The sequence below is a fragment of the Bartonella sp. AP19HLJMH genome, from assembly GCF_042196245.1.
GTDB lineage: Bacteria > Pseudomonadota > Alphaproteobacteria > Rhizobiales > Rhizobiaceae > Bartonella.
In genome coordinates this window covers 13,565-38,247 of sequence record NZ_JBHIPX010000017.1, presented here as the reverse complement: position 1 = coordinate 38,247, position 24,683 = coordinate 13,565, and the positions used below count along the sequence as shown (strand labels likewise).

Sequence of the window (24,683 nt, the reverse complement as noted above, 5' to 3'; positions counted from 1 at the left end):
ATATCCACTAAACCAGCATGAAATAAGGCATTTGGCAAAAGAAGATAAGTTGGAACCTGTGGAACAACCGCTCTAATTTGGAGATTAGACGAGGAATCCAAAGGGTCAGAAGACCCAGAAGGCTTTGGTTTAACATGGGAAAGAAGCAGAAGGAACAGAATCCGGAGATGAAGGAGATACCGGAACAGAGGGCGGTAATAGAAGTTCCATGAAATGATTATTAGATAGAATTTTCTAGGCAAGAAACTAAAGTGTGGAAGGCTGCTCGTAGGAAACTTTGCTCTTTGGAGGGGGAAATCAAAAAATTTTTTATTTAGGAAAATAGTGTTGAATTCCCTTCTTCTGATCGTAAGAATAAATCGTTGTTTCAATGATGATATCAGCTATTTTTTGCCGAATTTTTAAGAAAAATGCTTTTGTGGAAGTATGTAGCCTATATAGATGTTTATAGGGAGATGGGGGGCGGTCTTGAGAGTGATGTTTTTATTCTTGTATGGGGGTAGCAATGTTAAAAGGTCAAAAAACATGTTTAAGGTATTTTCTTGTCTAAAGGGGGGAGGAAAGGAAGAGGGAAGATTTAATGATTACGAAGATTTTAGGAGATTTTTGGGGGGAGATTAGGGAGATAGGATTTCTGAGAGCTCTGGAGATGCAAGGGGATAAGATTTCTGGAGGATTGTGTGGGCATTCTTTATCGGCGATGATTGCGCTTTTGGGTGCTTAATTTAATCAGTGATCTTGATTATACCACATTCACCATTTTCGCTACCGAAGGAGAGGTTTTGCCCTGCTTGATCCCAATTAAGTGCTGAGATAGCACTTTTCCCATAACCTTTTAGAAGGACTTCTTTTCCATCATGGAATTGTGCCGCTAAAATCATTCCATCATTGAAGCCTATTGCTACAATTTCTTTGTTTGGGTGGCATGAAACGGTGCTAACAAGTGCATTTGCTCGTGTGCCTAGTTCTAGAGGTGTTTTTCCCATGGGGCCATCTTTTGTATGAAAGGGCCAAACAATTGCGGCAGAGGCACCTGATGTTGCTAGCCATTTTCCTTTTGCGCTCCAAGACCAGCTTTTGACTTTGCTTGGATAGCCACTCATGCGGAGGTGCTGATTATCAGTGAGACGCCAGCCGTGTAAGGCGTTTTCTTGCATGGTGGAAATGACATAGCGGTTGTCTGGTGAAAAGGTGACACCACAATGAGCTCCTTTCCATACCAATGTGGTGGGAGATATTTGCGTTGATAACCAATGAAGAGTGACTCCATTGTAATGGGCAACGGCAAGTCGCAAACCTTTTGGGGCAAAAGCAAGGCCTTCTACACTGCGTTCATGTGTGAGCTCTTGTCGTTCTTTTCCAATATGCGCAAATGCGAGGCGTGAGGAGGAAAAAGCAAAAGCTTTTTGTGGACCAAAAGCAACGTTGTTTATCCATTTGCGTTCTTTTTGGCTTAACACTTCCGTGTGATCTGCTGCGGTTGTTTGACAGACTTTTCCATCTTCTCCACCGGTGATGATCGCGGTATTGTCATGGGAAAAATGGCTTGAAATTATTCCTTGGTGAACTTCAACGATTTGTGGGGTTGGATTAAAAAAAACAATGAGACCTTCTACGGAAACAAAGGCTGGTTTATTGCCTATAAAACCGCAGGAAAGGCAGTAACTTTTGAGATCATAATGGGTAATGTTTGGCATTATCACTCACTTATGCGCAATTTTCAAAACCAGTTTTTAATTTTTCAGCATCAAGAGAGCGTCCTATAAAGACAAGGCGGCTTTCTCGTTTTTCATCTTCACGCCATGGGCGTTGATGTTGTCCTTCAAGAAGCATATGTATCCCTTGAATGACGTAACGATCATCGTCTCCTTGAAAGGCGATAATGCCTTTAAGACGCAAGATATCAGGCCCTTGTTGCTGTGTAACCTGCTGGATCCAAGGGAAAAACTTTTCTGGTTGCAGAGCATCTGTTTTTAAACTTACAGAAGTGATGGTAATATCATGAATGGTGGATGCGTGATGATGGTCATGATCATGATTACAATCGGGACCACATACATGATCTGCGTGATGATGGTCAAGAAAATGGGGATCATTATCTAAAGTGCGTTGGAGATCAAAGGAACTACGATCGAGGAGTTTATCAACAGGGATGTTAACGCGCTCTGTTGCGTAAATTATGGCTCTGGGATTAATGGCCAGAATAAGGGATTCAGCATGGCTGCGTTCTTGTTGGGTGACAAGATCAATCTTATTTAAAAGAATAATATCCGCGAAGGCAATTTGGTCTTCAGCTTCACGACTTGTTTTTAATTGAGAGGGAAAATGCTTTGCATCAACGACCGCTATGACACTGTCGAGAGCTGTTTTTTCATGGATAGTATCATCCATGAAAAAGGTCTGTGCTACGGGAACGGGATCAGCAAGCCCTGTCGTTTCTATAATGATCGCATCAAATCGATGAGAACGTTGCATCAGACTTTCTAGAATGCGAATGAGATCACCACGTACGGTGCAGCAAACACAGCCATTATTCATTTCATAAATTTCTTCGTCTGATTCAATGATCAGGTCATTATCAATACCAATTTCACCAAATTCATTGACAATGACGGCATAACGTTTGCCATGATTTTCACTGAGAATGCGGTTGAGAAGGGTGGTTTTTCCAGCACCAAGATAGCCTGTGAGAACCGTAACGGGAAGTTTTTTGGGGTGTATCGTTTCCATGGAGAGACCTTTTATTGTTCTTTATTGCCATGTGTTTATGTTAAATCGATTGATATCATCAAGTAAATCACGAAGCTGAGACAGAACATGAGAAAAGATTGCTTCACCGGCTTGTGGTGTTGCTTTGCTTGCATTTCCTGCCGCACCTTGCGTATTTAGATCTTTCATTGTCCAACCAAAGGCATGAGGACCATAAGCACGTAAATACCGATAATTGGCAATCATATCCGCTTGTTTATTATGAAAATTTTCTGCCTTTTCCATATGGACTTTTTCTGGTGCTAAATAGAGCATGAGAGAGGTTTCGATAAAGCCTCCATGGATATCAAGATGTTGTTGAGATGGCTCTATGAGACCTTGTGGTAAACCAAAACGGCTCCAGCTTGTTGCTACAGCGAGCATGGAAAGGCGCTTTCGTAATTCGGTGATAACGATGCTCATTAAAGGTGAATTGCCTCCGTGAGCATTGAGAAGAAGAAGACGGTTGATCCCTTTGTGATAACAGTTTTCACCAATCTTTATCCATCGCTTAATCGCATCAGAAAAGGTAAGGGTTTGCGTGCCTGTAACATCCATATGTTCTATAGAATAGCCAATCTTTTCAACCGGTAAAAGTGCGATATGAAACTGCTCTTTTGTTTGTAAAGTGAGGGCTTTTGCAAAAGCTTCAGCAATAATCCAGTCGGTTTCGAAAGGAAGGTGCTCTCCGTGATATTCGTGTGCACCCAAAGGTAAAAGAGCGAGAAAAGGTGGGTTAGATACCATAAATTAATGCCCAAAAGAGAAGTCAAAAGAGACAAAGTGATCAAAGGTGCTGTCACTATTTAATCTATCTATAAGAGAAACGCAAATAGGCGTCTTTTTACATCACATATGGATGCATAAAAATGAGAGCTTTGTTAAAAATAGAGAAGCTTTTATTGAGCAAAGCCAACGCAACTTTTCTGTAATATGAGGCAATATTTCTCAAGATAATTATCTTTTGTAAGTATTTCTGATTCATATTCTCATTTTTAATAAGTAAATATTCATACATATTAAATACTTATACATCAAATAATGAAAAATATTTTTCATTATTTATTGAAAATGTAATTTTTCCTGTAAGTTACATATTCTTCTTTTATTATGGAGCGATGATAATCAAAGTATTTCTATTATTGCGATAGTACAGACTTTAGTTGCAATCAGGTGTTCTAAATTCTTAATTCAAGTATCTGTATATTACAAAAGAATAGAAATGTTTGTTGATTGATTTTATTTTGGATAGTGTCTTAACAGATTTTAGTGTTCATGAGAAAAAATAAATATAAAGGGAAGAATTCACGTAAGATGAATTTGTAATCTCATAGAGCAGTTTATAAGATGATTCAGTAAGAAACACCGTTGGATACAAGAAACACCATTGGATACATGATAAACAGAACGCCATTGTGTTGCACATTGACGCTTTTGTTTTAAAGAAACATTTAGTACACCAAAGCCCATTTCACGACGCAGCTTGTGAATGGTATAAGGGTAAAGCCTTATAATATAAAATCTATTGTGTTCCACCATCTTTACACTTTTAAAGTAAAAAGGGGCACCATCATTCACTTTGCTAGTTTTCAATACTGTGTTAACAGCGCTTGTTAGTTAAAATACCTCATAAGTGATATTTTCCTTTCTTCAAGTGTGTTTATACACACATCGATCTCATTTGTGATTTGAAAGTGAAGAATTTTGATTGATTCAATATAAACAGAGTTAAAATATAAGAGAGTTTTATAATCGTCAGCTTTCTCATTCAACAGGCAAAACAATAAATTATTATTATAGATTAATATTTTGCGATTAAAGTGATCGGTTGATGAATTTATCATTCAATATCAGTTTTCATGGCGTTATTTTTTCAATGTGCTTACTTAAGTTGGTATTTTAAAAATGCAATTTTTTAGTAAGTTTCTCTATTCCTTTTCTTTCAAGAATTTGATTAATTCTTTATTATTTATTTTGCACAAATTGAAGACAGTTATGTGAATATTGCTAAAAATTTCGTTCAAAGAGAATTATTTGTTACTAATATAGAGTAAATATAATTACTTAAAATATAAATATGGTTGTGATCTACAATATTGACGAAAAATATGGAATAACTTTTATGAAAATTAAGAAAGAAAGTTTTTTCAGTATTTTGGGGATCATCTCATTTTTCATGACTCTCTTTTTATCTGGTTTTAGGTAGTTTGTTGGTGTTCTAGTATTGCTTATAATTTTTTTGTAAATCTGATAGATTTACTTATTTTATGCGTTTGTTTTATTAGGTTTGAAAGTCAATATTTTGTGTTCTTTATGCTGTATGGGATAAAGGGGGCTGAATTACCTTTTTTAAGATGCTATGCAGTATTTTTTCTTTTTATATATCAGTAAAAGTTGAGAATCATTTTATTAACGTCTCTTCCATTTGAAGATAGAGATCTTAATTGTTTTTTTACACTTTATACCTGTTTTATAGAAAAATAGCACACTATTTAAATTTGTTTTATTAGGATAGATTTGTTTTAGATCAAGTTTTTATTTGATACCAATTTCATTTTTATATTTATTGAAATAATAGACAATCATATATCATTATATTGGCAGTTTTAAATTTTATAGTTCTTTAAAATTAATTACATTTTAAATTATTTATAAAAGCTCTATTATATAATTTTTTAAATGAATTTGTTTCGTAATATTTCTTATAATAAGAAATTTAATAAATTATTATTATTTTTAATTATAGCAATAAAAATGACAAAATATTACTGTTGGTATCTTGAGTTATTATGGCGTAAAAGGAATAAATTATTTTTATCATTTATTGTTTTTTATCTTTACATGTAATACATAATGTGTTATATTATAATAACAAAATTACATATAATATTTTATTATGTGCAATTATATAAATGATTAAATATAATTTTTGGTTTTTATATATGTGAATATTCTTTCATTTTTTCAGTGAAGAAAAAGAGGAGCAAAGAAAGCTATGTTTAAAATATTTAAAAATCGTGTATGTTCATTTACTTTTACACTATTTATTCTTTTTTTTATACAAACTATAGAGGGAAATGCAAGTTTTGTAAAAAATAAAGTTCAAGAGAGAATGGCAATTACTATTCCTACACTAGAAAAAAATGTAGCTATTAAAGCTGTGGATAGAGTTGTTATTCAAGGCGTTGAGGAACAAGATGTTATTGCTTTAGGGAAACCTGAAAAAGCTGCTGCCTTTTCAGGTTCAGCCTTTTGGGGGGGAATAAGTATTTTATCACTTCTTGCTTCTTTATGTATTGGGGATGTATTAGGTACTGTTGTAACTCTTTTTGCAATATTTAGTACACTTTAGTAGGAAGCTCATCGACAGAGTCGAGGATTTTTTTGTTCACTTCATTATTTTTAAAAAATAAATATTTTATTATTTATACTATACTAGATAATAAAATCACTACTCTTAATACTAAATGTAGCTTTTATTAACATTATTAAAGTTCAAGATCCTACATTTATGTTTTTTTTTACAAATTAGCGTAACCTGATTTTTTTTTACAGTTTATGATTATTTTCTAGTAATAAGGCTAGTATACTTACTATCTTTATCAGTCTTTTAATATTGTCTACCTTTTCTCATATGAAGATTATTCATCAAAGGTATATTTTATCCTTTTTAAATTTTTTTATCTTTCATAAGGGGATAAAATAAAAAATATCCCTATATCCATGGCTCTCATGCAATAAGAAAAATGAGAAATTATTATTTATCATTTTAAATTTGTTTATGTTAAATCCATCAGAAGTATTTTTTACGTATAACAAGTTGCGTTCGTGTATGGATAAAATTATAAAAAAAAAGACTAAAAATTCTTCTCATTAATTATCTCTAAGGTTCAAGGACGTTGTAGTATTGGAAAATAAATGATGGTGCTGGTTTGTATCTTCATAGAGTAAAGATAGTGATACACAATGAATCTTATGTCATCTCATGGAGTGGTTTATATTGTCGCATTTACGGGACATATTGTGAGAGGGAAGTGGTGATGTGCATCGTTGGAAAATGCTTTTATTAAAACATAAACCTGTATTTGCGATAGAAGTGTATTCTGGGTTATTCTGTTGCCTAAGGGAAGGATACTGTTAAGTAAGGTAATTCAGGAGTATTTATAGCTTAGTGGAAGAAGGGCAATGAAGTAAAAGGTCTTGTTTAGCACGAAGACGTGCAATCCATTGATCTTCACGAATAGCAGTATTATGTACTGTAATGAGTTCGTTTTTTTTAATTGCAGCTGTTACTGTTGCTTTTTCTAAAAGACCACAAGGAATGGCGTGGTGAGCGCGTGCTTCTGAAATGTTCATTATCCAAGCACGATAAGTATAAAGACCGATAAAGTCTAGCTGATCACCTGGATGTAAATCTTTTTTAGCAACAGCACAGACTTCTACTACGGGATGGCTAAGAGGGACCATATCTTTTTTGCCATAAAGCATAATACGTGCGCAGGTGAGGGGAACTTCCATTGCTGTTAAATGATAGGGGCGATGAAAGGTGAAGTAAGGTCCCTGACCAATTTTTAAATCTTCCATACGTTCGCGTAAACGTGGGTGTGCTATTTCGGCAATGACAAAGACACCAGGTGAAACACCTTGACCTATTGAATAATCTACAACACCATATTGTTGTAAAATGCCTCCATCTTGTTTTGGAATAAGCACTTTGTTTAAATCTTGTAGCGCTGCTCGTGGTCCATGCATTCCTGGACAATCGGGGAGAAGGCCGGTGGCATTGGCAATGGCTGCCATTTCAACCATCGTTTTGGAACCATCAATAAATTCAACCAACATGCGCACATTCATATTACGCCGGAATGCTTCTTCTTCGTAAGCGTCAGGTGTAGCATCAAAGCGCAGAGGATTATTTTTTCCTTTACCCGCTGCAACAATCTTATGTCCAAGGGCTGAAACAAATTCTATGAGTTCCATACAAGAAGTAGGTTCATCGCCGGCACCAAGTGTATAAATGAGCCCTCGTTTTTCTGCTTCATGTTTGAGATAAGCGCCAATTGTAACATCTGCTTCAACATTCATCATGACAAGATGTTTGTTATTCTCAAGCGCTTTGATACCAATCTCTGCTCCTGCTTCGGGATAGCCTGTTGCATCAACGATAATATCAATTTGTTCATGGCGCAAAACAAGGTTAATATCATCTGTTGCTGCAATTAAATTTTTTTCAATACTTTGGGTGAGAGTATAAGTATTTTCAACTTCACAGACATGTCCACCTTCGCCATAGGCTAGTGTAGCGGCATCAAAAATACGTGACGGTGTCCTCGTGGCTACAGCAGCGACTGTTATACCATCCATATGCGCAATACTTGATAATAAATCTGTGCCCATTTCACCACAACCAATCAGTCCAATACGGATGGGGGGGTGCTTTTCTGCACGTTGTTTCAAATCATGCGCTAAACCTGTTAGGTTCACATTGCTTGCCATTCTTTTTTCCTATTTGAAAACTATTCTGCTAAAGAACTTTTCTCATTCATAAGGTGCATTTGTTTTTAAGACAATTAATCTTTTATTCTTGATGCTCTAATCAATGGATTTTATAAAAGCAAGAGGGGTGGTTTCTTTTATCAAATAAAATAGGAATAGCGTTATGCAGCAAAAAATAACAGTACAAGATGTCACCAGTTTTATTGGGAAAGAAGTGGGATTATCGGAGTGGCGTCTTGTTACACAGGATATGATTAATCAGTTTGCATGTGCTACAGATGATCATCAATGGATACACGTTGATGAGGAAAAGGCTAAAAAAACACCTTTTGGCGGCACGATTGCTCATGGTTTTTTAACATTATCGCTTTTGTCTACGCTCGCTTATGAAGCTCTTCCAGAGTTAGAAGGGAGCACAATGGGGATTAATTATGGTTTCGATAAAGTACGCTTCATGAGTCCTGTGAAAACAGGGGTACGGATACGTGCGCGTTTTGTGTTAGACGACGCAGAAATTCGCCCTTCTGGTCGAGTGGTTTTCCATTATGGGGTTACGGTGGAAATTGAAAAGTTAAAAAAACCAGCTCTTACAGCTCAATGGCTTATTGTTGCTGTTGTGGAAGAAAAACCTTCCAATATCTAGATTATTTGAGTGCTTTATTTTATAAAATTTTTATACAATTCTATTAGAAGTTTCTTCAATGATGATATTGAGAATAATCTATAGGATAATAGATATGGTGGAGCTATCATAGCGTTGATAGCCATAGCAGGTTGCTATCTTTCCTAGATCGTTTTGAAGAGGAGTTTCCTAATGAAGATAGTGCATTGCTTCACGCTTTTGTTTATAGCGTTCTTTAATGGGATCATACCCATCACGTAAAACAGAACGCTTCAAATGGAATATACTTGCGTTGCCAATTCACGGGCTTATTTTAAAGCAACATCTCTCAACGTTCGTCACGCCCATTTCGCAATGGCGCCTGTGAATAGTATAACGATAAAGCCATTGAGCACCCCTATCTTTATGCTTGTGAAGAAGAAAGCTGGCACCATCATATTATATGCTAGCCGCCAATGTTAAGACAGGTCTTGGCGCTTGAGATAATTCATAAGAGGCATGCCTTTCTTTCTTGTATAGTTTTACTCACACGGCTCTTCCCGCTTGTAACGTGTAAGCGAGAGGTTTTGGTTGATTCTATATGGAACAAATTGGGAATGAGAGGATCTTACGGTATTCAGAGTTCTCATTCAATATGAATAACGCCATATTATCATTATAAATTCAATGTGTTATCTAAGGTTGGGAAAGGTCGTGACCAATGTCTTAATTTAAAGAGAGTCTCACATACTGTGAGATCTCTTATTTTATCCCCTTTTATATTCTTTTATATTAAAGCCATTAAAACTATTTTCTTTCATGTTACAAACGGATGGGGAGAGATAAAAACTGTTTAAGAAAAAAGTTTCTAATCTCTTATGAGTGTTTTCGATAGGCAAGGGTTGGTGCACTTGGAAAGTGGCAAAGGGGATGATGGTATTGGCATGTGAAATTCTAAGTCTTTTAATGTTTTGTTTTATCAAGTTTTTGTACGATTTTATCAGAAGTCCATTGGGTTGTAATATTAAGCACGATCAAAAGGATGATGACGATGGTCATGATGAAGGTATTGTAGCGTTGGTAGCCATAGCGGATTGCCATATCCCCTAAACCGCCTCCACCAAGATATCCAGCAAGTGAGGTGGCTCCTATAAGAGAAATGACCATGACTGTAAAACCTGTAATCAGGCTAGGGAGAGCTTCAGGAATAAGGACATGTCTAATAATTTGAAGACGACTTGCCCCCATAGAGCGGATCGCTTCAATGAGACCGTTTTCAACGGTTTTAAAAGAGAGTTCCGCCATGCGTGCATAAAAAGGGATAGCTGAAATGGTCAGTATAAAAATTACAGCAGGCATTCCTATCCCTCTTCCTACAACGATACGTGTAACGGGAAGAAGATAAAATGCAAGAATAATAAAGGGAATGGCACGAATACTGTCAATGATCATGCTTAAAGGGCGATTGATGAGAGATGAGGAAAAAATCCCCCCGCGTGCTGTTGTGTGAAGAAGAAGACCAAGGGGAAGCCCTATAATAAATGCCATAACAGAAGCACTAAGTGTCATCAATATTGTATCAATAACAGCTTGGGGAAGTTCATGAGACAGAACATTAAACATAGCCTAAGACCTCACAATATCGTCCTTTTTTCGTTAACCATTGAACAGCTTTTTCTAAAGCTTCTTTATCTTCTCCAGGAAGAGCCAAGAAGAGTCTCCCGATGGTTTCATCTTGAACTGTATCAATGCCACCATGCAAAATACGTGCTTTTAAACCACTCTCATTTTCTAGAAGATGAAGAAAAGGCTGCTGGGCAATTTCACCGGCAATATTAATTTCAATGACAGCTTCTCGTCCGATTGGTTTGAGATTTTTCGCAAATTTTTCAGGAAGTTGCGGGGTTACAAGCTTGAGCATGGCTATGGTTGTATCGTCTTGCGGTGATGTAAAGATGTCTTTCACACGTCCTTCTTCTACAATGTTCCCCTGATTAAGAACAACAACGCGATGCGCTATGGTGCGCACAACTTCCATTTCATGGGTGATGAGCACAATCGTGAGATTGAGGTGTTTATTAATATCAGCAAGGAGCTCTAGAATAGATTGTGTTGTTTCAGGGTCAAGAGCAGAGGTGGCTTCATCTGATAACAATATTTTAGGATTAGCAGCGAGCGCACGAGCAATGCCAACGCGTTGTTTTTGTCCCCCGGACAATTGTGCCGGATAGCAATATTCTTTCCCAGATAACCCAACCAATTCAATCAGTTCAAGGGCACGTTTGTGGCGTTGTTTCTTACTTACACCACTTAATTTAAGTGGCAATGCAATGTTATCAAGAATATTCTGCGATGAGAGAAGATTGAAATGTTGAAAAATCATCCCAATTCGTTGACGGTAAGGCGCCCATTCTATCTCTGATAGATTAGAAATATCAACATCTTCAAAAAAAATGGATCCTGCATCAATCTTCTCTAACCCATTTAAACAGCGAATAAGTGTTGATTTTCCTGCTCCACTGCGCCCAATAATGCCAAGGATTTCACCAGCATGGATATTTAAAGAGAGATTATTAATCACCGGAACACCAGCCGTTTTGTTAAAACAACGGCTGATGTTTTTTAAGGAGATAAGAGTAGGTTTTTCCATTCACAATTACTCGGATATTTGGCACAGTTATTCAGATATTTGGCACAATTACCAAGATGTTTGGGCGGTATTGCCAAAAATCTCTTTGATTTTTGCACGGATAAGATCGTTATTGTAAGCGGCAACTAATTTTTTAACCCATGGTTCATCTTTTTCGCTCGTGCGTACAACGATGATATTATCATAAGGATTATTTTTTGCGCTCTCCCATGCGACTACATCTTTTTCGAAGTTTAATCCGGAAACAATAGCCCAGTTTGTGTTTATAATTGCAAGGTCAAAATCGTCAATAGCTCGTCCTAACATACCGGCATCGAGCTCACGAATTTGCAGGTTTTTAGGATTTTCGATAATATCAAGTGGAGATGCAAGAATATTATGAGGATCTTTTAACTTAATGAGACCTAAAGAGTTAAGAAGAAGTAAGGCTCTTCCACCATTAGATGGGTCGTTCGGAATACCAACATGTGCACCATCACGAAGATCTTTTAAGTCTTTTATTTTGTGTGAGTAAACACCGATTGGAGCAATAAATGTATAGCCGACAATTGAAAGTTTATAGCCACGTTGTTTCATTTGTTCATTAAGATAAGGGGCGTGCTGAAAAGCATTCGCATCGATCTCTCCTGCGTTAACAGCATCATTAGGCAAAGCGTAATCAGAAAAATAAACGAGTTCAATATCTAAACCGGCTTTTTTAGCCTGTTCAGCAGCTGTTTTCCAAATAATCGCATCCCGCCCTTCCATAATACCAAGTTTGATTTTTGTTTTGTCTGCGGCCATGGAAAAAGCAGTAGACAAAAAAAGTGCAAAGAGAGAGAGGAATAATCCTATAATCCGACTACGAGAAAAATTTTTTAATGTCATATGCTTTTAACTTTCTTTTTCGAGAAATTTTTTGAGGGAAGTTTCAATATACTCTGTATTTTTTTAGGCAGATTTAAAGTTATACAAGCTTTAGAGAATATTCAATCACTTTTATTTTTAAAAGAGTATTATTTTTCCTTCTATTTTAGTTGTTTTGGGGGCTGATCATCATTTGTTCATAGAAATTCTCTGAAATTCAAATAATTAATTCTTTTATTGCAATCATTTGTTGAGGGAACCAATGCCCCTTTAAAAACTTCTGTAAGGGACAATTGGTTGAAGAACCGGACAATCAGATGATGCTTTAGCCGTAAATTCATGAAGAACATACTGCGCAATCAAGATCAAAAGGCCGTGTTCGTGTAGGCGATAAAGAGAAATTTTGTTGCAATGTTGTGGGTTTTTGGGGGGAATAAAGGTTGCTGATCATTGGATTTAAACGCGGCAAATTTTTGCAACGGCGAATTTTTGCCCTTCATACGTTTTAAGAGAGGAAGAAAAATAATGTTAAGAAAGAAATTTTTATCAACAATGATGACTTTATGGGCTTTAGGAGCGTCAGGGGTGGCTGTGACTGCTTTTCACGCACAAGCTGGAACCATTACAGGAACAGTTGCTCGTGTTGCATCAGGTCAGGTATCTTTACGCACAGGCCCTGCGACAGCTTATAAAGTTATCGCAATGGTTCCAATGGGAGCAAAAGTGCAAATTTATGGCTGCCTATCCAATAAAACTTGGTGTTCTCTTGGTTATCATGGAAAAGTTGGTTGGGCATCTGCACGTTACGTCAATGTTAACAATGTTCCTACTATTGCTTTTAAAAAGATGCCAGCAAAATCAAAATCCATGGTAAAATCGCCAAAAGAAAAAGTAAAACAGGCTGTTTCCGACTTTAAAGCTCTTCCGGCGATTCAAAAAACACGGAAAAATATGCAAAAACTATACAGAACAGATATGATTATCGATTCTACAGGTGTTAAAAAAAGGGATGAACGAACAATTTTAAATCCGTCGCAAAAAGCACAAGGCGTTTCTGTAAAGCACGTGAGTGCTTATAATCCCTCCTTTCCTGATAATGTCAATTACAAAAATTTTGAACGTAATGAAACGCGTTACCGTGTCGTGACCTATCCTGCTCGATAAGGGTAAAGTTAATTTTACAACCGGAATGACAAAAAGGATCAGCAGCATGAAGCAAACAATGCTTATGCTGCTGATCCTATTGTACCGTAAAATGTCATTAAGGCGGCAATGCTTAACTTAAGGTGGCGAGGCATTCAAGGATATTCCGAGTCAAATTTGACAATACCTTGGATTACAGTTCTTTAGGATGGTGATATGAACCTTCAGCTGGGGAAGGTTATACTGAAGAGAAGCCGGACTTTTGACAGACCGGCTAGGGGTTCTTTGTCCTTTCGGACAGGGCGTTAATTTGCGGACTTAGGCTTTATCAAATTACGAGAAATGAGCAATTCAGCAATTTGAACGGCATTCAATGCTGCTCCTTTTCTTAAATTATCGGCGACAACCCAGAAAGCTAAACCATTTTCAACGGTGATATCTTCACGAACACGGCTAATAAAGGTATCATCTTCTCCGGTACCTTCATAAGGTGTGGTATAACCACCATCTTCGTGTTTATCGATAAGCTGACAGCCTGGTGCATCGCGGAGGAGCGCTTGTGCTTCAGATGCGCTTAGTGGTTTTTCAAATTCAACATGGACGGCTTCGGCATGACCGATAAAGACAGGGACCCGAACAGCAGTGGCTGTTAATTTAATTTTCGGATCGAGAATTTTCTTCGTCTCAACCGTCATTTTCCATTCTTCTTTTGTATAACCATCTTCCATGAAAACATCGATATGAGGAATGACATTAAAGGCAATGCGTTTAGTGAATTTTTTTGATGTAATTGGGTCTGCAACAAAAACTGCACGTGATTGTTCGAAAAGTTCGTCCATTCCTTCTTTACCAGCTCCAGAAACAGACTGATATGTAGAGACAACAACACGTTTAATGATTGCAGCATCATGGAGAGGTTTTAAAGCTAAGACCAGTTGAATTGTTGAACAATTAGGATTTGCTATAATATTACGCTTAGAAAAGGCATTTATAGCTTCGCCATTGACTTCAGGGACTATCAACGGAACATTGGCATCATAGCGCCACGTGGAGGAATTATCGATGACGACACAGCCGGCAGCAGCAATTTTAGGGGCGTATTCTTTGGAAATGCTCCCTCCCGCAGACATAAGACAAAAATCTGTGTCAGAAAAATCGTAAGTATCCAGTGCTTTTACTTTTAAAGTTTTATCTCCATAAGAAACTTCTTGTCCTAATGAGCGTCGTGATGCTAGAGGGACAATTTCATGCGCAGGAAAACCACGTTCTTCTAAAATTGTAAGCATTTCACGACCAACATTTCCGGTTGCGCCGACAATTGCAACTTTATAACTCATTTTCTATATACTCCTCATGTCTCTCCACGTTTATTCCCCGTGCTATACTCAGGAGAGAGTGAGTTGGTCAAGGAACATCATTAAATTATATTTTTGATTTTCAACAACTCAATTTTGTGCACACCAATCATCATCGTTAGCACAATAAATTGTTTTATTTCAAATGATACGTCTCTTTTAATCTTTCAGAATTGAAAAAATTGAATATTTTACGCTAAGCTATTATCTCTTTAGAAAACACTTTAATTAAGTGAATTTCTTATCTTCTGTCAATTGTTTACCTTCTCACTTTGTGAATTTTTTAAGGATGGTATTACGTATCGCGTTCGTGGAATCTTTTAATACTTTATCTGTTAATTGTTGAATTATTTAATTTTCTCCCTATGCGCTCTAAAAGCGAAGCCTCCTATTACAGTCTGTAAACAGCTAGATTCTAGCGGCTTCCCATTTTTCACTTAAACTAAAGGCTTAACAAGCAGGCCTAAAAATATTTAAAAAGATATTGGGCATCTAAAAAACATTTGAATGTTTCAAGGAGGTATGCGTGCTTCATATCCTCATACCTTAAATGATAGAATTTATGGCACAACAGGATAAACTTAAGTATCCATATATAGATAAATTCTTATGAAAGTTATACATATAGTTTTTCGTGTCTATTTTTAATTTATATTTCTTATTTTTACTTTAATCCTGTTATGCTATAAAATATCATTATTTGGAGTATGATGGTATAAGATCTTTAAGCTTTCTCGATATATTTAAGTGTTTTTTAGTGTGTGGGAATATTCTTAGGCTTGTTTGGCAAGTCTTTTTTAAGTGACTTATATGAGTGGAAAGTCAGCCGTTGAACACTCCCATATTTACGTTTAATAAAAGAGCAAGTTAGCACCATCATCCATTTTTTCAGCACACAATGTCGTTACAGCTCTTGGTATGTGAGACGATTCAATAAGAGGTATGCCTTTTTGTACATTTTTACTTACACGCCAACTTTGCTTGTGTTGTGCAAACAAGAGATTTTGATTGATTCAATATAGAACACGTTTGAAATGAAAGAATTTTACGATATTCGAAACACTTATTCAATATCAATAACGTTAGATTATCATTATAAATCAACGTGCTATTTCTAAGTTAAACTCGTTAGAATTCGGATTATTTACAAATCAGATTAGATTAAGCATTTTCATTCTCATGCAGTGTGGGGAGACAGTCACAATTCTTGTCAATATTATTAAGGACTTTGATTATCCTTGCAATGAATTTATGAAAATAAGGGGTTATTTTTTTCATCAGAAATCAACTGCAAAATTGCTCTTTGTTTTTTGCGGGTCAGTATTCTGAAATTTTTCAAAAGTAAATATTCTGCTTTGCTTGCTATTCTGTCATCACAATGATAGAGGTTCTCTTCTTTTTTTGCGCTATCAGCATAAAAGAAGGAAACGGGAACATCTAATATATGAGCAATTTCCTGTAAACGTCTTGCACTTACGCGATTTAAGCCTTTTTCATACTTTTGGATTTGTTGGAATGTTACGCCTAAATGACTTCCTAATTGTTTTTGAGAAAACCCCATGACGTTTCTTCTGAAGCGAATTTTTTTGCCTAAAGAAATATCGTAAAAATGTAGATTTTTGGCTTTCACTTGATGTCCCCACCGGTTGCGAGCGCCCTCGCATTAGTATTCCGGGGTCTGGAAGTGCTGAAACCGAGTCAGCCCCTTGCTTTTAGTGCTGAAAGCACTTGGACATAACAAGAGCCCCCGGAAATTCCGGGATATCCGCAAAAGCGGGCTAATCTTTATGCTCGGTTTCGGGCTTCCAGGCCCTATTGATCGTCGCGTATACGACCAAAAACACAAGCCTTCTTCATAAGGCAATTACTTTCAATCGTCAATTGAAATTACAACAGTGTTTCTTGTTTGTTTTTTCAAGTTTTCATGTAATTAATGCGTATATTATACATAAAAAATATTGCTTGAGATACTTTAGATACTTTTAAAAATTGTAAAGCGAAATTAAAGGGTGATGGTAAGGTAATGGGGTGATTTTCTCCTTTACGATTTTATGTTTTTTCCCCCAAATTAGGTTGCTTCTCCGTTTCAAAGATTACGCAAACAGATAAATACTCTTGTCCCGATATGGTATACATAATATGATATAACTTGTCGTTTTTATTCATCTTAAATCGAGGTATCTCAAATATGTTGTTCGTAAATAGTATAAATTAAAGTCCATGAAATATAACAATCTTTATGTTTAATATAATAAATTTCATTTACCTGAGTTGGTTCAAAATGTTATTATAATTCTTGCTTTTAAGAAGTTCATAAGAGCCATTTTTATTCAGATGCTTGTGTGGTGCAAGCGAATGGTTTTGATTGCTTCAGTATGAACAGGCTGGAATGAGAGAATCTGATGATATTTTTGGCTTTTGTTACAAGGTGTAAAGCGATATAAATATCTTTATTGTAAAATTCTTTTTTCAGAAATCGTAAATATTGAGATATCATATTGATAGAGACTTGATAACAGTGGGCTTGTAGAGGAAAATTGCATGAGGGTTTTTTATTTTTTATGCGTTATTTCTTCATTGTTTTGCAAAGGGCGCGCTTCTGAGGCAAGCATAATGGGAACGCCATCACGAATAGGGTAGGCAAGTTTGGCTTTGAGAGAAATGAGCTCTTGTGTTTTTCGGTTGAAAGAGAGAGTACCTTTCGTCATTGGGCAGACGAGCAATTCGAGCATTTTTGGATCTGTGGTCATTTTTTTCATGTTTGGACATTCATTAGTTTAAGCGGTAATCTGTTCCTGTTTGTTTCATGAGCGAGCGTTCTGTTAATGCAAGAAGAGTTTGGGCACGGCTTTCAATATCTGGAGCTTCAAGGAGAGCTTGTTTTTCTGCTGGTGTAAAGGGGATAAGAGCTGAAAAAGCATTAACCAATATAGGTGTAGGGGCTTCTATGATGCTGCTCCAATTATATTCCATTTCATGTATGGTTAGATATTTTTCTACAACGTCGAGTAAGTTCTCTCGGTTAATGCTTTCTTCAATATCAAATTCTTGCAAGTCTTTTATGTTTGATTGGATGAGAGCTGTTCGATAGGATTTTGTGTTTTTCAATTCTTGTTCTAAAGTGAAGCGGCAAACACCTTGTAAGATAATGAACAGTTGTCCGTTTCCTGTTTCACTGTAGTTTGTAATACGCCCTATACAGCCTGTTTTATAAAGTTGTGTAGAGAAGCGATCTGTATCCGATGAAAGTGGTTGAATAATGCCCAATAGACGATCAGTTACCATAACATTTTCAATCATTTCAAGTGATTCTGGTTCAAAAATATTGAGTGATAAAAAACCACCGGGTAGTAAGAGTGCACCTTCTAAAGGAAAAAGAGCAATTTGCTTTGGAAGATCATTTTCGCAATTGTAAGAGATATTACCAGCTTTCATGAGTATTTTGTCACCTTTGTTCGGTAGTTTTAGTCTGTAAATAGTCGCTATTTATGACACTATTGAGAAAGCAGAAAACCTACTTCTTGTGCATTAAAATCATACTTATAAAATATTTGAAGTCCTTATTCTCAAAAAGAATATGAAACCCTATTTTTAAGGTTGAACTGCGCGCGAAAGAGTATTGCTTTGCGATCTTTTTAGTGTGTGACGTTTTGCATGATTTTCAAGAGGTGTTTTTGTTTATAGCTTTTGATTTTTGTCTTAAATTTCCTAAAATGTGTTGCTTGCAATTTTTGTAAGGTTCAAAAGGACACTATTATAAATCTTTTGAAGGAGCTTATGCAAGTTTTAAAATGAGAACATTTTCATCACTTTACTAATGACAGTGTGATGAAGATAGGCTATAGGTTTAAATATGCTGGAAAGAGCGTTATCGTTTCTTTCATTCTTTTGCGGGAGAGTGCAAATTGCAAATTTTCGCATTGCCGCCGAAGGGGAAATAGCCCATAATCTCTCAGGCTTTAAGGACCGTAAAAGGAAGAAGGCAGATCTGGAAAGTCGGGAGAACCCGCGCCGAAGGTGTAAGCGAAAAATCTTTTCGCGAGTCTCTCAGGTTGATGACAGAGGGGGCAGAGACGACCATATTCTATGGGCGTTAGCGCAGCTTTGGAGTTATTATGGGCACAGCACAAGAAACATCTTTTTTAAAAACACTTCCTTTATATGATTTGCATGAAAAAGCAGGAGCAAAATTTGGTGCTTTTGCGGGTTGGAACATGCCTTTAACTTATCCTCTTGGCGTTTTAAAAGAGCATCTTCATACGCGTGCACATGCAGGACTTTTTGATATTTCTCATATGAAATTGATTGCGGTTGAAGGGGCACAAGCTGTGGAATTTTTGTCCTATGCTTTTCCCATTGATGCAGCAGCTTTAAAGATTGGGCATTCACGGTATAATTATTTGCTTAATGAGCAGGCTGGTATTCTTGATGATCTTATTATTACCCGTTTGGAAGAGGGTCGTTTTATGTTGGTCGCCAATGCTGGGAATGCACAGGCTGATTTTTTAGAATTGGAAAAGCGTGCGGTTGATTTTGAATGTCAAGTGATTGCCCTTGAAAGGGTATTGCTTGCGCTTCAAGGTCCTGAAGCGGCCGCTGTTCTTGCTGATGCCGATTTACCAGGGAATGAATTGTTCTTTATGCAAGGATTCGAACCACAACAGGATTGGTTTATAACGCGTTCTGGTTATACGGGAGAGGATGGTTTTGAAATTGCTTTGCCTATAGGGCATGCGCATATGTTGGCTGAAAAATTGCTGAGTGATTCTCGTGTTGAGTGGATTGGGCTTGCCGCACGCGATAGCTTGCGGTTGGAAGCGGGGCTGTGTTTGCATGGAAATGATATTACCCCTGATACGACACCTATTGATGCGGCTCTAATATGGGCTGTTCCTAAAAGTGTTCGAGAAAAAGCACAATTTTATGGTGCGAAGGCTTTTCTTGAAGCACTGCAAAAAGGACCGGCTCGTTGTCGTGTTGGATTAAAACCGCAAACGCGTCAACCTATTCGTGCCGGTGCGGTGCTTCTTGATGATCAAGGTAATGAGATTGGCATTGTAACATCAGGTGGTTTTGGTCCTTCTTTTGATGGTCCTGTCGCGATGGGTTACGTTCCTGTTGATTTTAAAGTTGAAGGGACACAAGTCTTTACAGAACTGCGAGGCAAAAAGATTGTATTATCAGTTCATTCTCTTCCCTTTGTTGAACAACGTTATTTTAAAGGATGATTTTTTATGTCTAAAACTTATTTTACACATGACCATGAATGGCTTAGCGTTGAAGGGCAGGTGGTGACTGTTGGGGTTACGCATTATGCGCAAGAGCAATTAGGGGATTTGGTTTTTGTTGATTTACCACAAAGTGGAACAAAACTTTCCAAAGGAGAGGCGGCGGCTGTTGTGGAATCAGTGAAGGCGGCTTCAGATGTTTATGCTCCTCTTGATGGTGAAGTGGTCGAAATAAATGAAGCCTTGGCTGATAATCCTGAACTGGTAAACCAGAAACCCGAAACAGAAGGCTGGTTATGGAAAATGACATTGCAGGATGAGACACAACTGGAGGGGTTGTTAGATAAAGATGCTTATAAGGCTTTGATTGGATGAGTACCATGATCGAGCGTTCTTTTTCTTCTCGACATATTGGGCTGCGTCCTGATGAAACACAAAAAATGCTTGATGTTTTAGAGCTTGATTGTGTTGAGACACTTATTTCTCAAGCTGTTCCACACTCTATCCATTTGGGACGTTCACTGAATCTTCCAGAGGCTGCTAGTGAAGGACAAGCCTTGGAAGAACTCTCCAAGATGATGGAGCGTAACCATGTGCACAAAAGTTTTATTGGGCAAGGATATCATGGAACTTATGTGCCTCCGGTTATTTTACGAAATCTGTTTGAAAATCCTGCTTGGTATACTGCTTATACGCCTTATCAAGCAGAAATTAGCCAAGGTCGTTTAGAGCTTTTGTTTTATTTTCAGACATTGGTTAGTGAACTAACAGGTTTGCCTGTTTCTGCTGCTTCCCTTCTTGATGAAGCAACTGCTTTAGCTGAAGCCAATGCCCTTGCTGTTCGCTTTTTCCGTGAGAAAAAAACAAAAATTTCTCTTCAGAGTCTTTTACATCCTCAGACTTTGAGTGTTGCGCAAACGCGTGCTGAAACACAAGGGATTCAGATTAGCCAAAATGGCGAAATTGATCCTGATACAGCGGCAATTGTTTTGTCTTGGCCAGATACAAAAGGCTCTTTTCATGATTACAGTGAGATTATAAAAGAGGCAAAGGAAAAGGGAGCTTTAGTTATCGTTGTAGCTGATCCTTTAGCGCTTACTCTTCAGGAGCCACCGGCTCAATGGGGGGCAGATATCGTTGTTGGCTCTATGCAGCGTTATGGCGTTCCGATGGGATTTGGTGGTCCACATGCTGGTTACCTTGCTGTGAGTGATGCGTTAACGCGTCTTATTCCAGGGCGTATTGTTGGTCAATCCGTGGATACCAAAGGACGCGTTGGTTTTCGTTTAGCTTTGCAAACACGTGAACAACATATTCGGCGCGATAAAGCGACGTCAAATATTTGTACAGCGCAGGCTTTGTTGGCTAATATGGCAACCGCTTATGCTGTTTGGCATGGGCCAAAAGGCTTACAAGAAATTGCGCAGCGAATTCATCATTTAACATGTCGTTTTGTTGCTGGTTTAGAAGCCGCAGGGGTTCATGTTGAAGGGAAAAGCTTTTTTGATTGTGTGAGTATTTCTGTTAAGGGAAAAGCACGAGAAATTGCGCATCAAGCCAAAATAGGTGGGCGCCTTATTCGTGTTCTCGATGATGACACTATTGCAATCAATTTTGATGAATTATCAACAGAAGAAGATGCTGGTGCTTTAGCGCAGCTTTTGGGGGCAAAATTAGGCGATCAGGTTTCTCCACGACTCTTTGGAAAAAAACGGGATGCTGCTTTTCTTTCTCAGCCTTTTTTTCATGCGGTTCATTCAGAGACAGATATGATGCGCTTTTTGCGTCGTTTAGCGGATAAGGATTTGGCGCTGGATCGCGCTATGATCCCTCTTGGTTCTTGTACAATGAAGCTTAATGCAGCTGCTGAATTGATGCCTGTAAGTTGGGCTAGCATGGCCAATATACATCCCTTTGTTTCACTAGAGGATGCAGCGGGTTATTTGGAGATGATCAACCAGTTAAATGCGTGGTTGTGTGAAATTACAGGATTTGCGCAAGTTTCTTTTCAGCCAAATTCTGGTGCTCAAGGTGAATATGCTGGGCTTTTGGCTATCCGACGATATTACCAATCACGGGGAAAACATCAACGTACAGTTTGTCTTATTCCTGCATCTGCGCATGGTACAAATCCAGCCTCGGCCCATATGGCAGGGATGGAAGTCGTTGTGGTAAAATGTTTAAGCGATGGTGATGTTGATGTAGACGATCTCAAGATGAAAGCGCAATTGCATAAAGATAAATTGGCCGCTCTCATGATTACTTATCCTTCAACCCATGGTGTTTACGAGGAAAGCATTAAGGAAATTTGTTCTATTATTCATGAAAATGGCGGACAAGTTTATTTTGATGGTGCTAATCTCAATGCCCTTGTGGGGCTTGCTCGTCCTGCGGATATTGGCGCTGATGTTTGTCATATGAATCTTCATAAAACATTTGCTATTCCTCATGGTGGTGGTGGTCCTGGTATGGGACCAATTGGAGTTGCAGTGCATCTCAAACCATTCTTACCAGGTCATGAACAGGATGGGACAACACATGCGGTTTCTGCTGCTCCTTATGGAAGTGCGTCTATTCTTGCAATTACATGGATGTATATTCGAATGATGGGGGCTGATGGCTTAAAATATGCAACACAAATAGCCATTTTAAATGCCAATTATATTGCTGCACGTCTTTCAGCTGCTTATTCCATTCTTTATCGGGGCAAGCATGGACGTGTTGCGCACGAATGTATTGTGGATACACGCGTGTTGAAAGAACAGTATGGGGTGAGTGTTGATGATATTGCAAAACGTCTCATTGATTATGGATTCCATGCGCCCACGATGTCGTTCCCTGTTCCGGGAACTTTAATGATTGAGCCAACGGAATCTGAACCAAAAGCAGAGATTGATCGTTTTTGTGATGCTTTACTCTCTATTGCTGAAGAAGCGAAAAAAGTTGGTAGCGGGGTTTGGCCAAAAGACAATAATCCATTGGTGAATGCCCCTCATACAGTGGCAGATACTTTAGATGATGCTTGGGCACGACCCTATTCGCGACAAGAAGCTGCTTTTCCCAACAGTTCTCTTGATCCAGCCAATAAATATTGGCCTCCTGTATCGCGTATTGATAATGTTGCGGGAGACAGAATGCTCATTTGTTCGTGTCCGCCATTGGGAAATACCTATTAAATAACAAATATGTATTTAATTTGTTTATTTGCATAAACAAAAAAAGCCCACACATTTTGTGTGGGTTTGTACTTGTTGATCATGTTACTATGGAATTATTTGTCTATTTTCTAGAATTTTGCATTGTTTTTTATAACATGAGCAAAATCGAAAAAGTCGACAAAAAGCTGTGTTTTGTCGGCAATAGGCATGCTCTCCTTTACATTCTACCGTATGACATGGTTTTTGACTAGTCGGCATCGGTTTAGCCAGCTAATTCATGTAAACGAGAGTGAAAACCTATGAGGATAGGGTCCCGTCTGTTGCATGTGTTGTGATATACTCCTTCTCACTAAGGTGACGACGACTGGTTGTAGAAGAATAAAATCAATTTTAGTGTTTTTGATGATAAAGACACGCGAAACTCTGTTGTTGCATCTTTTCGAGTCAAGAATTGTCTAAATATTTCTCTTTAATCTGCTTTTTATAAATATGACGCAAAAATATGTAAGAACACCTGTCAGAATGAGCAAACGCAAAGCCAAATGTATTATGGTTGTTTTTTACAAGGTATCTTATAAAAAGCCGGCACATCTTTCCACTTCATTGCAAGTCAGTTTGTGACTTTACGGCGCTGTTTTCCTAAGAGCCCGTGTTCTTTCGCTGTTACCTGTAAATCAACATCCAAACTTAACGCAGCGACATGTTTTGAGTCAGAGATTGAGAAAAAAAGAGCTTTATGAGTAGTTCCTGCTGTCTGTCTGATGAGGGCGGGGGATTGCGTATTTCTGTTGACGTAACCTTTGAAACTGGAAGACAATCTCATTTTGGAAAATGTAAAGCTGTAAAGGTGAAAATCAATCCTCAGTTTGTCATCTCCTCTTCATTCAGCTTTGCGGCTTTCAAAAGCATTTAAAGCAATATTTTTTTAATAATGGGGATTACATATTGCTCCATACTTTTATTTATTGTGTTCTTTAGTGGGGGAATGATCCTCATGTAAAACAGAACGCTCCAAAAAGAATATACTTGGGTTGTTAATTCACATGTTTGTTTTAAAGAGATATTTCGCTCCTAATCCCATTTCGCGACGGCGCTTGTGAATGGTGTAAGGGTAAATCCATTGATCCCCCAATCTTTACGCTTCATAACGGAGTAAGCCGGCACTATCATACACTTTGCCAGCGCCTAATGTTATAGCTCTTGGCACTATGGTTCATAAGAGGAATTATTCTTTTCTTAAATCATTTTTATCTACACATAGTCCAGCTTGTGGTATGCAAACGAATGATTTTAATTGGGAAATTAATTTTAAAAACTTTGTAGTAGATTCTTTTTTGTCAATTTATGGGGAAAGGCTAAGTTTTTGTATTTTAGATGAAAGCTACTTCCATAAAACAGTCCATCAACTTGTCTGTTTTGAGATTTCTGTGAATGTACGGTGTCTATGACCATTCTGTG

General features: G+C 37.6%; 19 protein-coding genes, 2 pseudogenes and 1 riboswitch. Of the genes and pseudogenes, 8 read left to right on the top strand and 13 right to left on the bottom strand.

All coding sequences use genetic code 11. From position 1 onward, the window contains the following. Positions 1-192: pseudogene (locus tag ACFINR_RS07925) on the bottom strand (hypothetical protein); the annotation flags it as partial. Positions 193-580: 388 nt separating this feature from the next. Here ACFINR_RS07925 and ACFINR_RS07920 point away from each other — a divergent pair. Then, positions 581-724, top strand: coding sequence for a hypothetical protein (locus ACFINR_RS07920; protein ID WP_375612281.1), 144 nt, complete (start codon positions 581-583; stop codon positions 722-724). A gap of 1 nt (position 725) precedes the next feature. Here the strand turns inward: ACFINR_RS07920 and ACFINR_RS07915 are convergent, their stop codons facing one another. From ACFINR_RS07915 to ACFINR_RS07905, 3 genes are read right to left on the bottom strand one after another with little or no spacing between them, the layout of a single operon-like run. Continuing rightward, positions 726-1,697 carry a WD40 repeat domain-containing protein gene (locus ACFINR_RS07915; protein ID WP_375612282.1) on the bottom strand — a complete coding sequence of 324 codons (972 nt, stop codon included), beginning with the start codon at positions 1,695-1,697 and terminating at the stop codon, positions 726-728. A gap of 10 nt (positions 1,698-1,707) precedes the next feature. Then, complete coding sequence (locus tag ACFINR_RS07910; RefSeq protein WP_375612283.1) at positions 1,708-2,730, bottom strand: CobW family GTP-binding protein; 1,023 nt, start codon at positions 2,728-2,730, stop codon at positions 1,708-1,710. Positions 2,731-2,751: 21 nt separating this feature from the next. Further along, entirely contained in the window at positions 2,752-3,495 is a 744-nt protein-coding gene (locus ACFINR_RS07905; protein WP_375613644.1) for a creatininase family protein, read from the bottom strand. A 2,248-nt stretch (positions 3,496-5,743) separates the two neighbouring features. Between ACFINR_RS07905 and ACFINR_RS07900 the strand changes: the two genes are divergently transcribed. Beyond that, the gene (locus ACFINR_RS07900; RefSeq protein WP_375612285.1) at positions 5,744-6,100 is read left to right on the top strand and encodes a hypothetical protein; all 357 of its coding nucleotides are present in this window, start codon (positions 5,744-5,746) and stop codon (positions 6,098-6,100) included. An 809-nt stretch (positions 6,101-6,909) separates the two neighbouring features. Here the strand turns inward: ACFINR_RS07900 and ACFINR_RS07895 are convergent. After that, complete coding sequence (locus ACFINR_RS07895) at positions 6,910-8,244, bottom strand: NAD(P)H-dependent oxidoreductase (protein ID WP_375653847.1); 1,335 nt, start codon at positions 8,242-8,244, stop codon at positions 6,910-6,912. Between the two features lie 163 nt (positions 8,245-8,407). Between ACFINR_RS07895 and ACFINR_RS07890 the strand changes: the two genes are divergently transcribed. Then, complete coding sequence (locus ACFINR_RS07890; protein WP_375612287.1) at positions 8,408-8,887, top strand: MaoC family dehydratase; 480 nt, start codon at positions 8,408-8,410, stop codon at positions 8,885-8,887. Positions 8,888-9,058: 171 nt separating this feature from the next. Here the strand turns inward: ACFINR_RS07890 and ACFINR_RS07885 are convergent. The 4 genes and pseudogenes from ACFINR_RS07885 to ACFINR_RS07870 all read right to left on the bottom strand — a co-directional run. Next, a pseudogene (locus tag ACFINR_RS07885) lies at positions 9,059-9,235 on the bottom strand (integrase); the annotation flags it as partial. A gap of 573 nt (positions 9,236-9,808) precedes the next feature. Continuing rightward, complete coding sequence (locus tag ACFINR_RS07880; protein ID WP_375609233.1) at positions 9,809-10,468, bottom strand: methionine ABC transporter permease; 660 nt, start codon at positions 10,466-10,468, stop codon at positions 9,809-9,811. Then, the gene (locus ACFINR_RS07875) at positions 10,461-11,495 is read right to left on the bottom strand and encodes a methionine ABC transporter ATP-binding protein (protein ID WP_375613642.1); all 1,035 of its coding nucleotides are present in this window, start codon (positions 11,493-11,495) and stop codon (positions 10,461-10,463) included. Before ACFINR_RS07875 ends, ACFINR_RS07880 begins: the two co-directional genes overlap by 8 nt. A gap of 48 nt (positions 11,496-11,543) precedes the next feature. After that, on the bottom strand, positions 11,544-12,362 hold the full coding sequence (locus ACFINR_RS07870; protein WP_375613641.1) for a MetQ/NlpA family ABC transporter substrate-binding protein: 819 nt from the start codon (positions 12,360-12,362) through the stop codon (positions 11,544-11,546). 504 nt (positions 12,363-12,866) lie between these two features. Between ACFINR_RS07870 and ACFINR_RS07865 the strand changes: the two genes are divergently transcribed. Next, positions 12,867-13,505 (top strand): SH3 domain-containing protein, encoded by a 639-nt coding sequence (locus tag ACFINR_RS07865; RefSeq protein WP_375638766.1) that lies wholly within the window; start codon positions 12,867-12,869, stop codon positions 13,503-13,505. Positions 13,506-13,789: 284 nt separating this feature from the next. On the opposite strand, the gene ACFINR_RS07860 is transcribed toward ACFINR_RS07865, so the two are convergent. From ACFINR_RS07860 to ACFINR_RS07845, 4 genes are all read right to left on the bottom strand, one after another. Continuing rightward, complete coding sequence (locus ACFINR_RS07860) at positions 13,790-14,821, bottom strand: aspartate-semialdehyde dehydrogenase (RefSeq protein ID WP_375613639.1); 1,032 nt, start codon at positions 14,819-14,821, stop codon at positions 13,790-13,792. Between the two features lie 1,267 nt (positions 14,822-16,088). Continuing rightward, the gene (locus tag ACFINR_RS07855; protein ID WP_375653845.1) at positions 16,089-16,469 is read right to left on the bottom strand and encodes a helix-turn-helix domain-containing protein; all 381 of its coding nucleotides are present in this window, start codon (positions 16,467-16,469) and stop codon (positions 16,089-16,091) included. A gap of 922 nt (positions 16,470-17,391) precedes the next feature. After that, positions 17,392-17,598, bottom strand: coding sequence for a Trm112 family protein (locus tag ACFINR_RS07850; protein WP_273791466.1), 207 nt, complete (start codon positions 17,596-17,598; stop codon positions 17,392-17,394). Between the two features lie 13 nt (positions 17,599-17,611). Then, positions 17,612-18,274 carry an LON peptidase substrate-binding domain-containing protein gene (locus ACFINR_RS07845; protein WP_375610818.1) on the bottom strand — a complete coding sequence of 221 codons (663 nt, stop codon included), beginning with the start codon at positions 18,272-18,274 and terminating at the stop codon, positions 17,612-17,614. A gap of 446 nt (positions 18,275-18,720) precedes the next feature. Next, positions 18,721-18,818, top strand: a riboswitch (glycine riboswitch). 136 nt (positions 18,819-18,954) lie between these two features. Here ACFINR_RS07845 and gcvT point away from each other — a divergent pair. The 4 genes from gcvT (at position 18,955) to ACFINR_RS07825 (ending at position 24,138) form a co-directional block, all read left to right on the top strand. Then, a complete protein-coding gene (gene gcvT / locus ACFINR_RS07840) occupies positions 18,955-20,067 on the top strand; it encodes a glycine cleavage system aminomethyltransferase GcvT (protein ID WP_375613638.1) in 1,113 nt (370 codons plus the stop codon). A 6-nt stretch (positions 20,068-20,073) separates the two neighbouring features. Further along, entirely contained in the window at positions 20,074-20,442 is a 369-nt protein-coding gene (gcvH, locus tag ACFINR_RS07835; RefSeq protein WP_375612294.1) for a glycine cleavage system protein GcvH, read from the top strand. Positions 20,443-20,447: 5 nt separating this feature from the next. Then, complete coding sequence (gene gcvP / locus ACFINR_RS07830) at positions 20,448-23,243, top strand: aminomethyl-transferring glycine dehydrogenase (protein WP_375653851.1); 2,796 nt, start codon at positions 20,448-20,450, stop codon at positions 23,241-23,243. Positions 23,244-23,961: 718 nt separating this feature from the next. Then, complete coding sequence (locus ACFINR_RS07825) at positions 23,962-24,138, top strand: hypothetical protein (RefSeq protein WP_375641040.1); 177 nt, start codon at positions 23,962-23,964, stop codon at positions 24,136-24,138. Positions 24,139-24,683 lie beyond the last annotated feature (545 nt).

Bases quoted from the DNA above. Each gene is read 5' to 3' on its own strand.
- ACFINR_RS07915 (WP_375612282.1), bottom strand. From the start codon at position 1,697: ATGCCAAACATTACCCATTATGATCTCAAAAGTTACTGCCTTTCCTGC.
- ACFINR_RS07860 (WP_375613639.1), bottom strand. From the start codon at position 14,821: ATGAGTTATAAAGTTGCAATTGTCGGCGCAACCGGAAATGTTGGTCGT.
- ACFINR_RS07890 (WP_375612287.1), top strand. From the start codon at position 8,408: ATGCAGCAAAAAATAACAGTACAAGATGTCACCAGTTTTATTGGGAAA.
- ACFINR_RS07865 (WP_375638766.1), top strand. From the start codon at position 12,867: ATGTTAAGAAAGAAATTTTTATCAACAATGATGACTTTATGGGCTTTA.
- ACFINR_RS07895 (WP_375653847.1), bottom strand. From the start codon at position 8,244: ATGGCAAGCAATGTGAACCTAACAGGTTTAGCGCATGATTTGAAACAA.
- ACFINR_RS07825 (WP_375641040.1), top strand. From the start codon at position 23,962: ATGAGTAGTTCCTGCTGTCTGTCTGATGAGGGCGGGGGATTGCGTATT.
- ACFINR_RS07870 (WP_375613641.1), bottom strand. From the start codon at position 12,362: ATGACATTAAAAAATTTTTCTCGTAGTCGGATTATAGGATTATTCCTC.
- ACFINR_RS07880 (WP_375609233.1), bottom strand. From the start codon at position 10,468: ATGTTTAATGTTCTGTCTCATGAACTTCCCCAAGCTGTTATTGATACA.
- ACFINR_RS07875 (WP_375613642.1), bottom strand. From the start codon at position 11,495: ATGGAAAAACCTACTCTTATCTCCTTAAAAAACATCAGCCGTTGTTTT.
- gcvP (WP_375653851.1), top strand. From the start codon at position 20,448: ATGATCGAGCGTTCTTTTTCTTCTCGACATATTGGGCTGCGTCCTGAT.
- ACFINR_RS07850 (WP_273791466.1), bottom strand. From the start codon at position 17,598: ATGAAAAAAATGACCACAGATCCAAAAATGCTCGAATTGCTCGTCTGC.
- ACFINR_RS07905 (WP_375613644.1), bottom strand. From the start codon at position 3,495: ATGGTATCTAACCCACCTTTTCTCGCTCTTTTACCTTTGGGTGCACAC.
- ACFINR_RS07910 (WP_375612283.1), bottom strand. From the start codon at position 2,730: ATGGAAACGATACACCCCAAAAAACTTCCCGTTACGGTTCTCACAGGC.
- ACFINR_RS07845 (WP_375610818.1), bottom strand. From the start codon at position 18,274: ATGAAAGCTGGTAATATCTCTTACAATTGCGAAAATGATCTTCCAAAG.
- gcvH (WP_375612294.1), top strand. From the start codon at position 20,074: ATGTCTAAAACTTATTTTACACATGACCATGAATGGCTTAGCGTTGAA.
- ACFINR_RS07900 (WP_375612285.1), top strand. From the start codon at position 5,744: ATGTTTAAAATATTTAAAAATCGTGTATGTTCATTTACTTTTACACTA.
- gcvT (WP_375613638.1), top strand. From the start codon at position 18,955: ATGGGCACAGCACAAGAAACATCTTTTTTAAAAACACTTCCTTTATAT.
- ACFINR_RS07920 (WP_375612281.1), top strand. From the start codon at position 581: ATGATTACGAAGATTTTAGGAGATTTTTGGGGGGAGATTAGGGAGATA.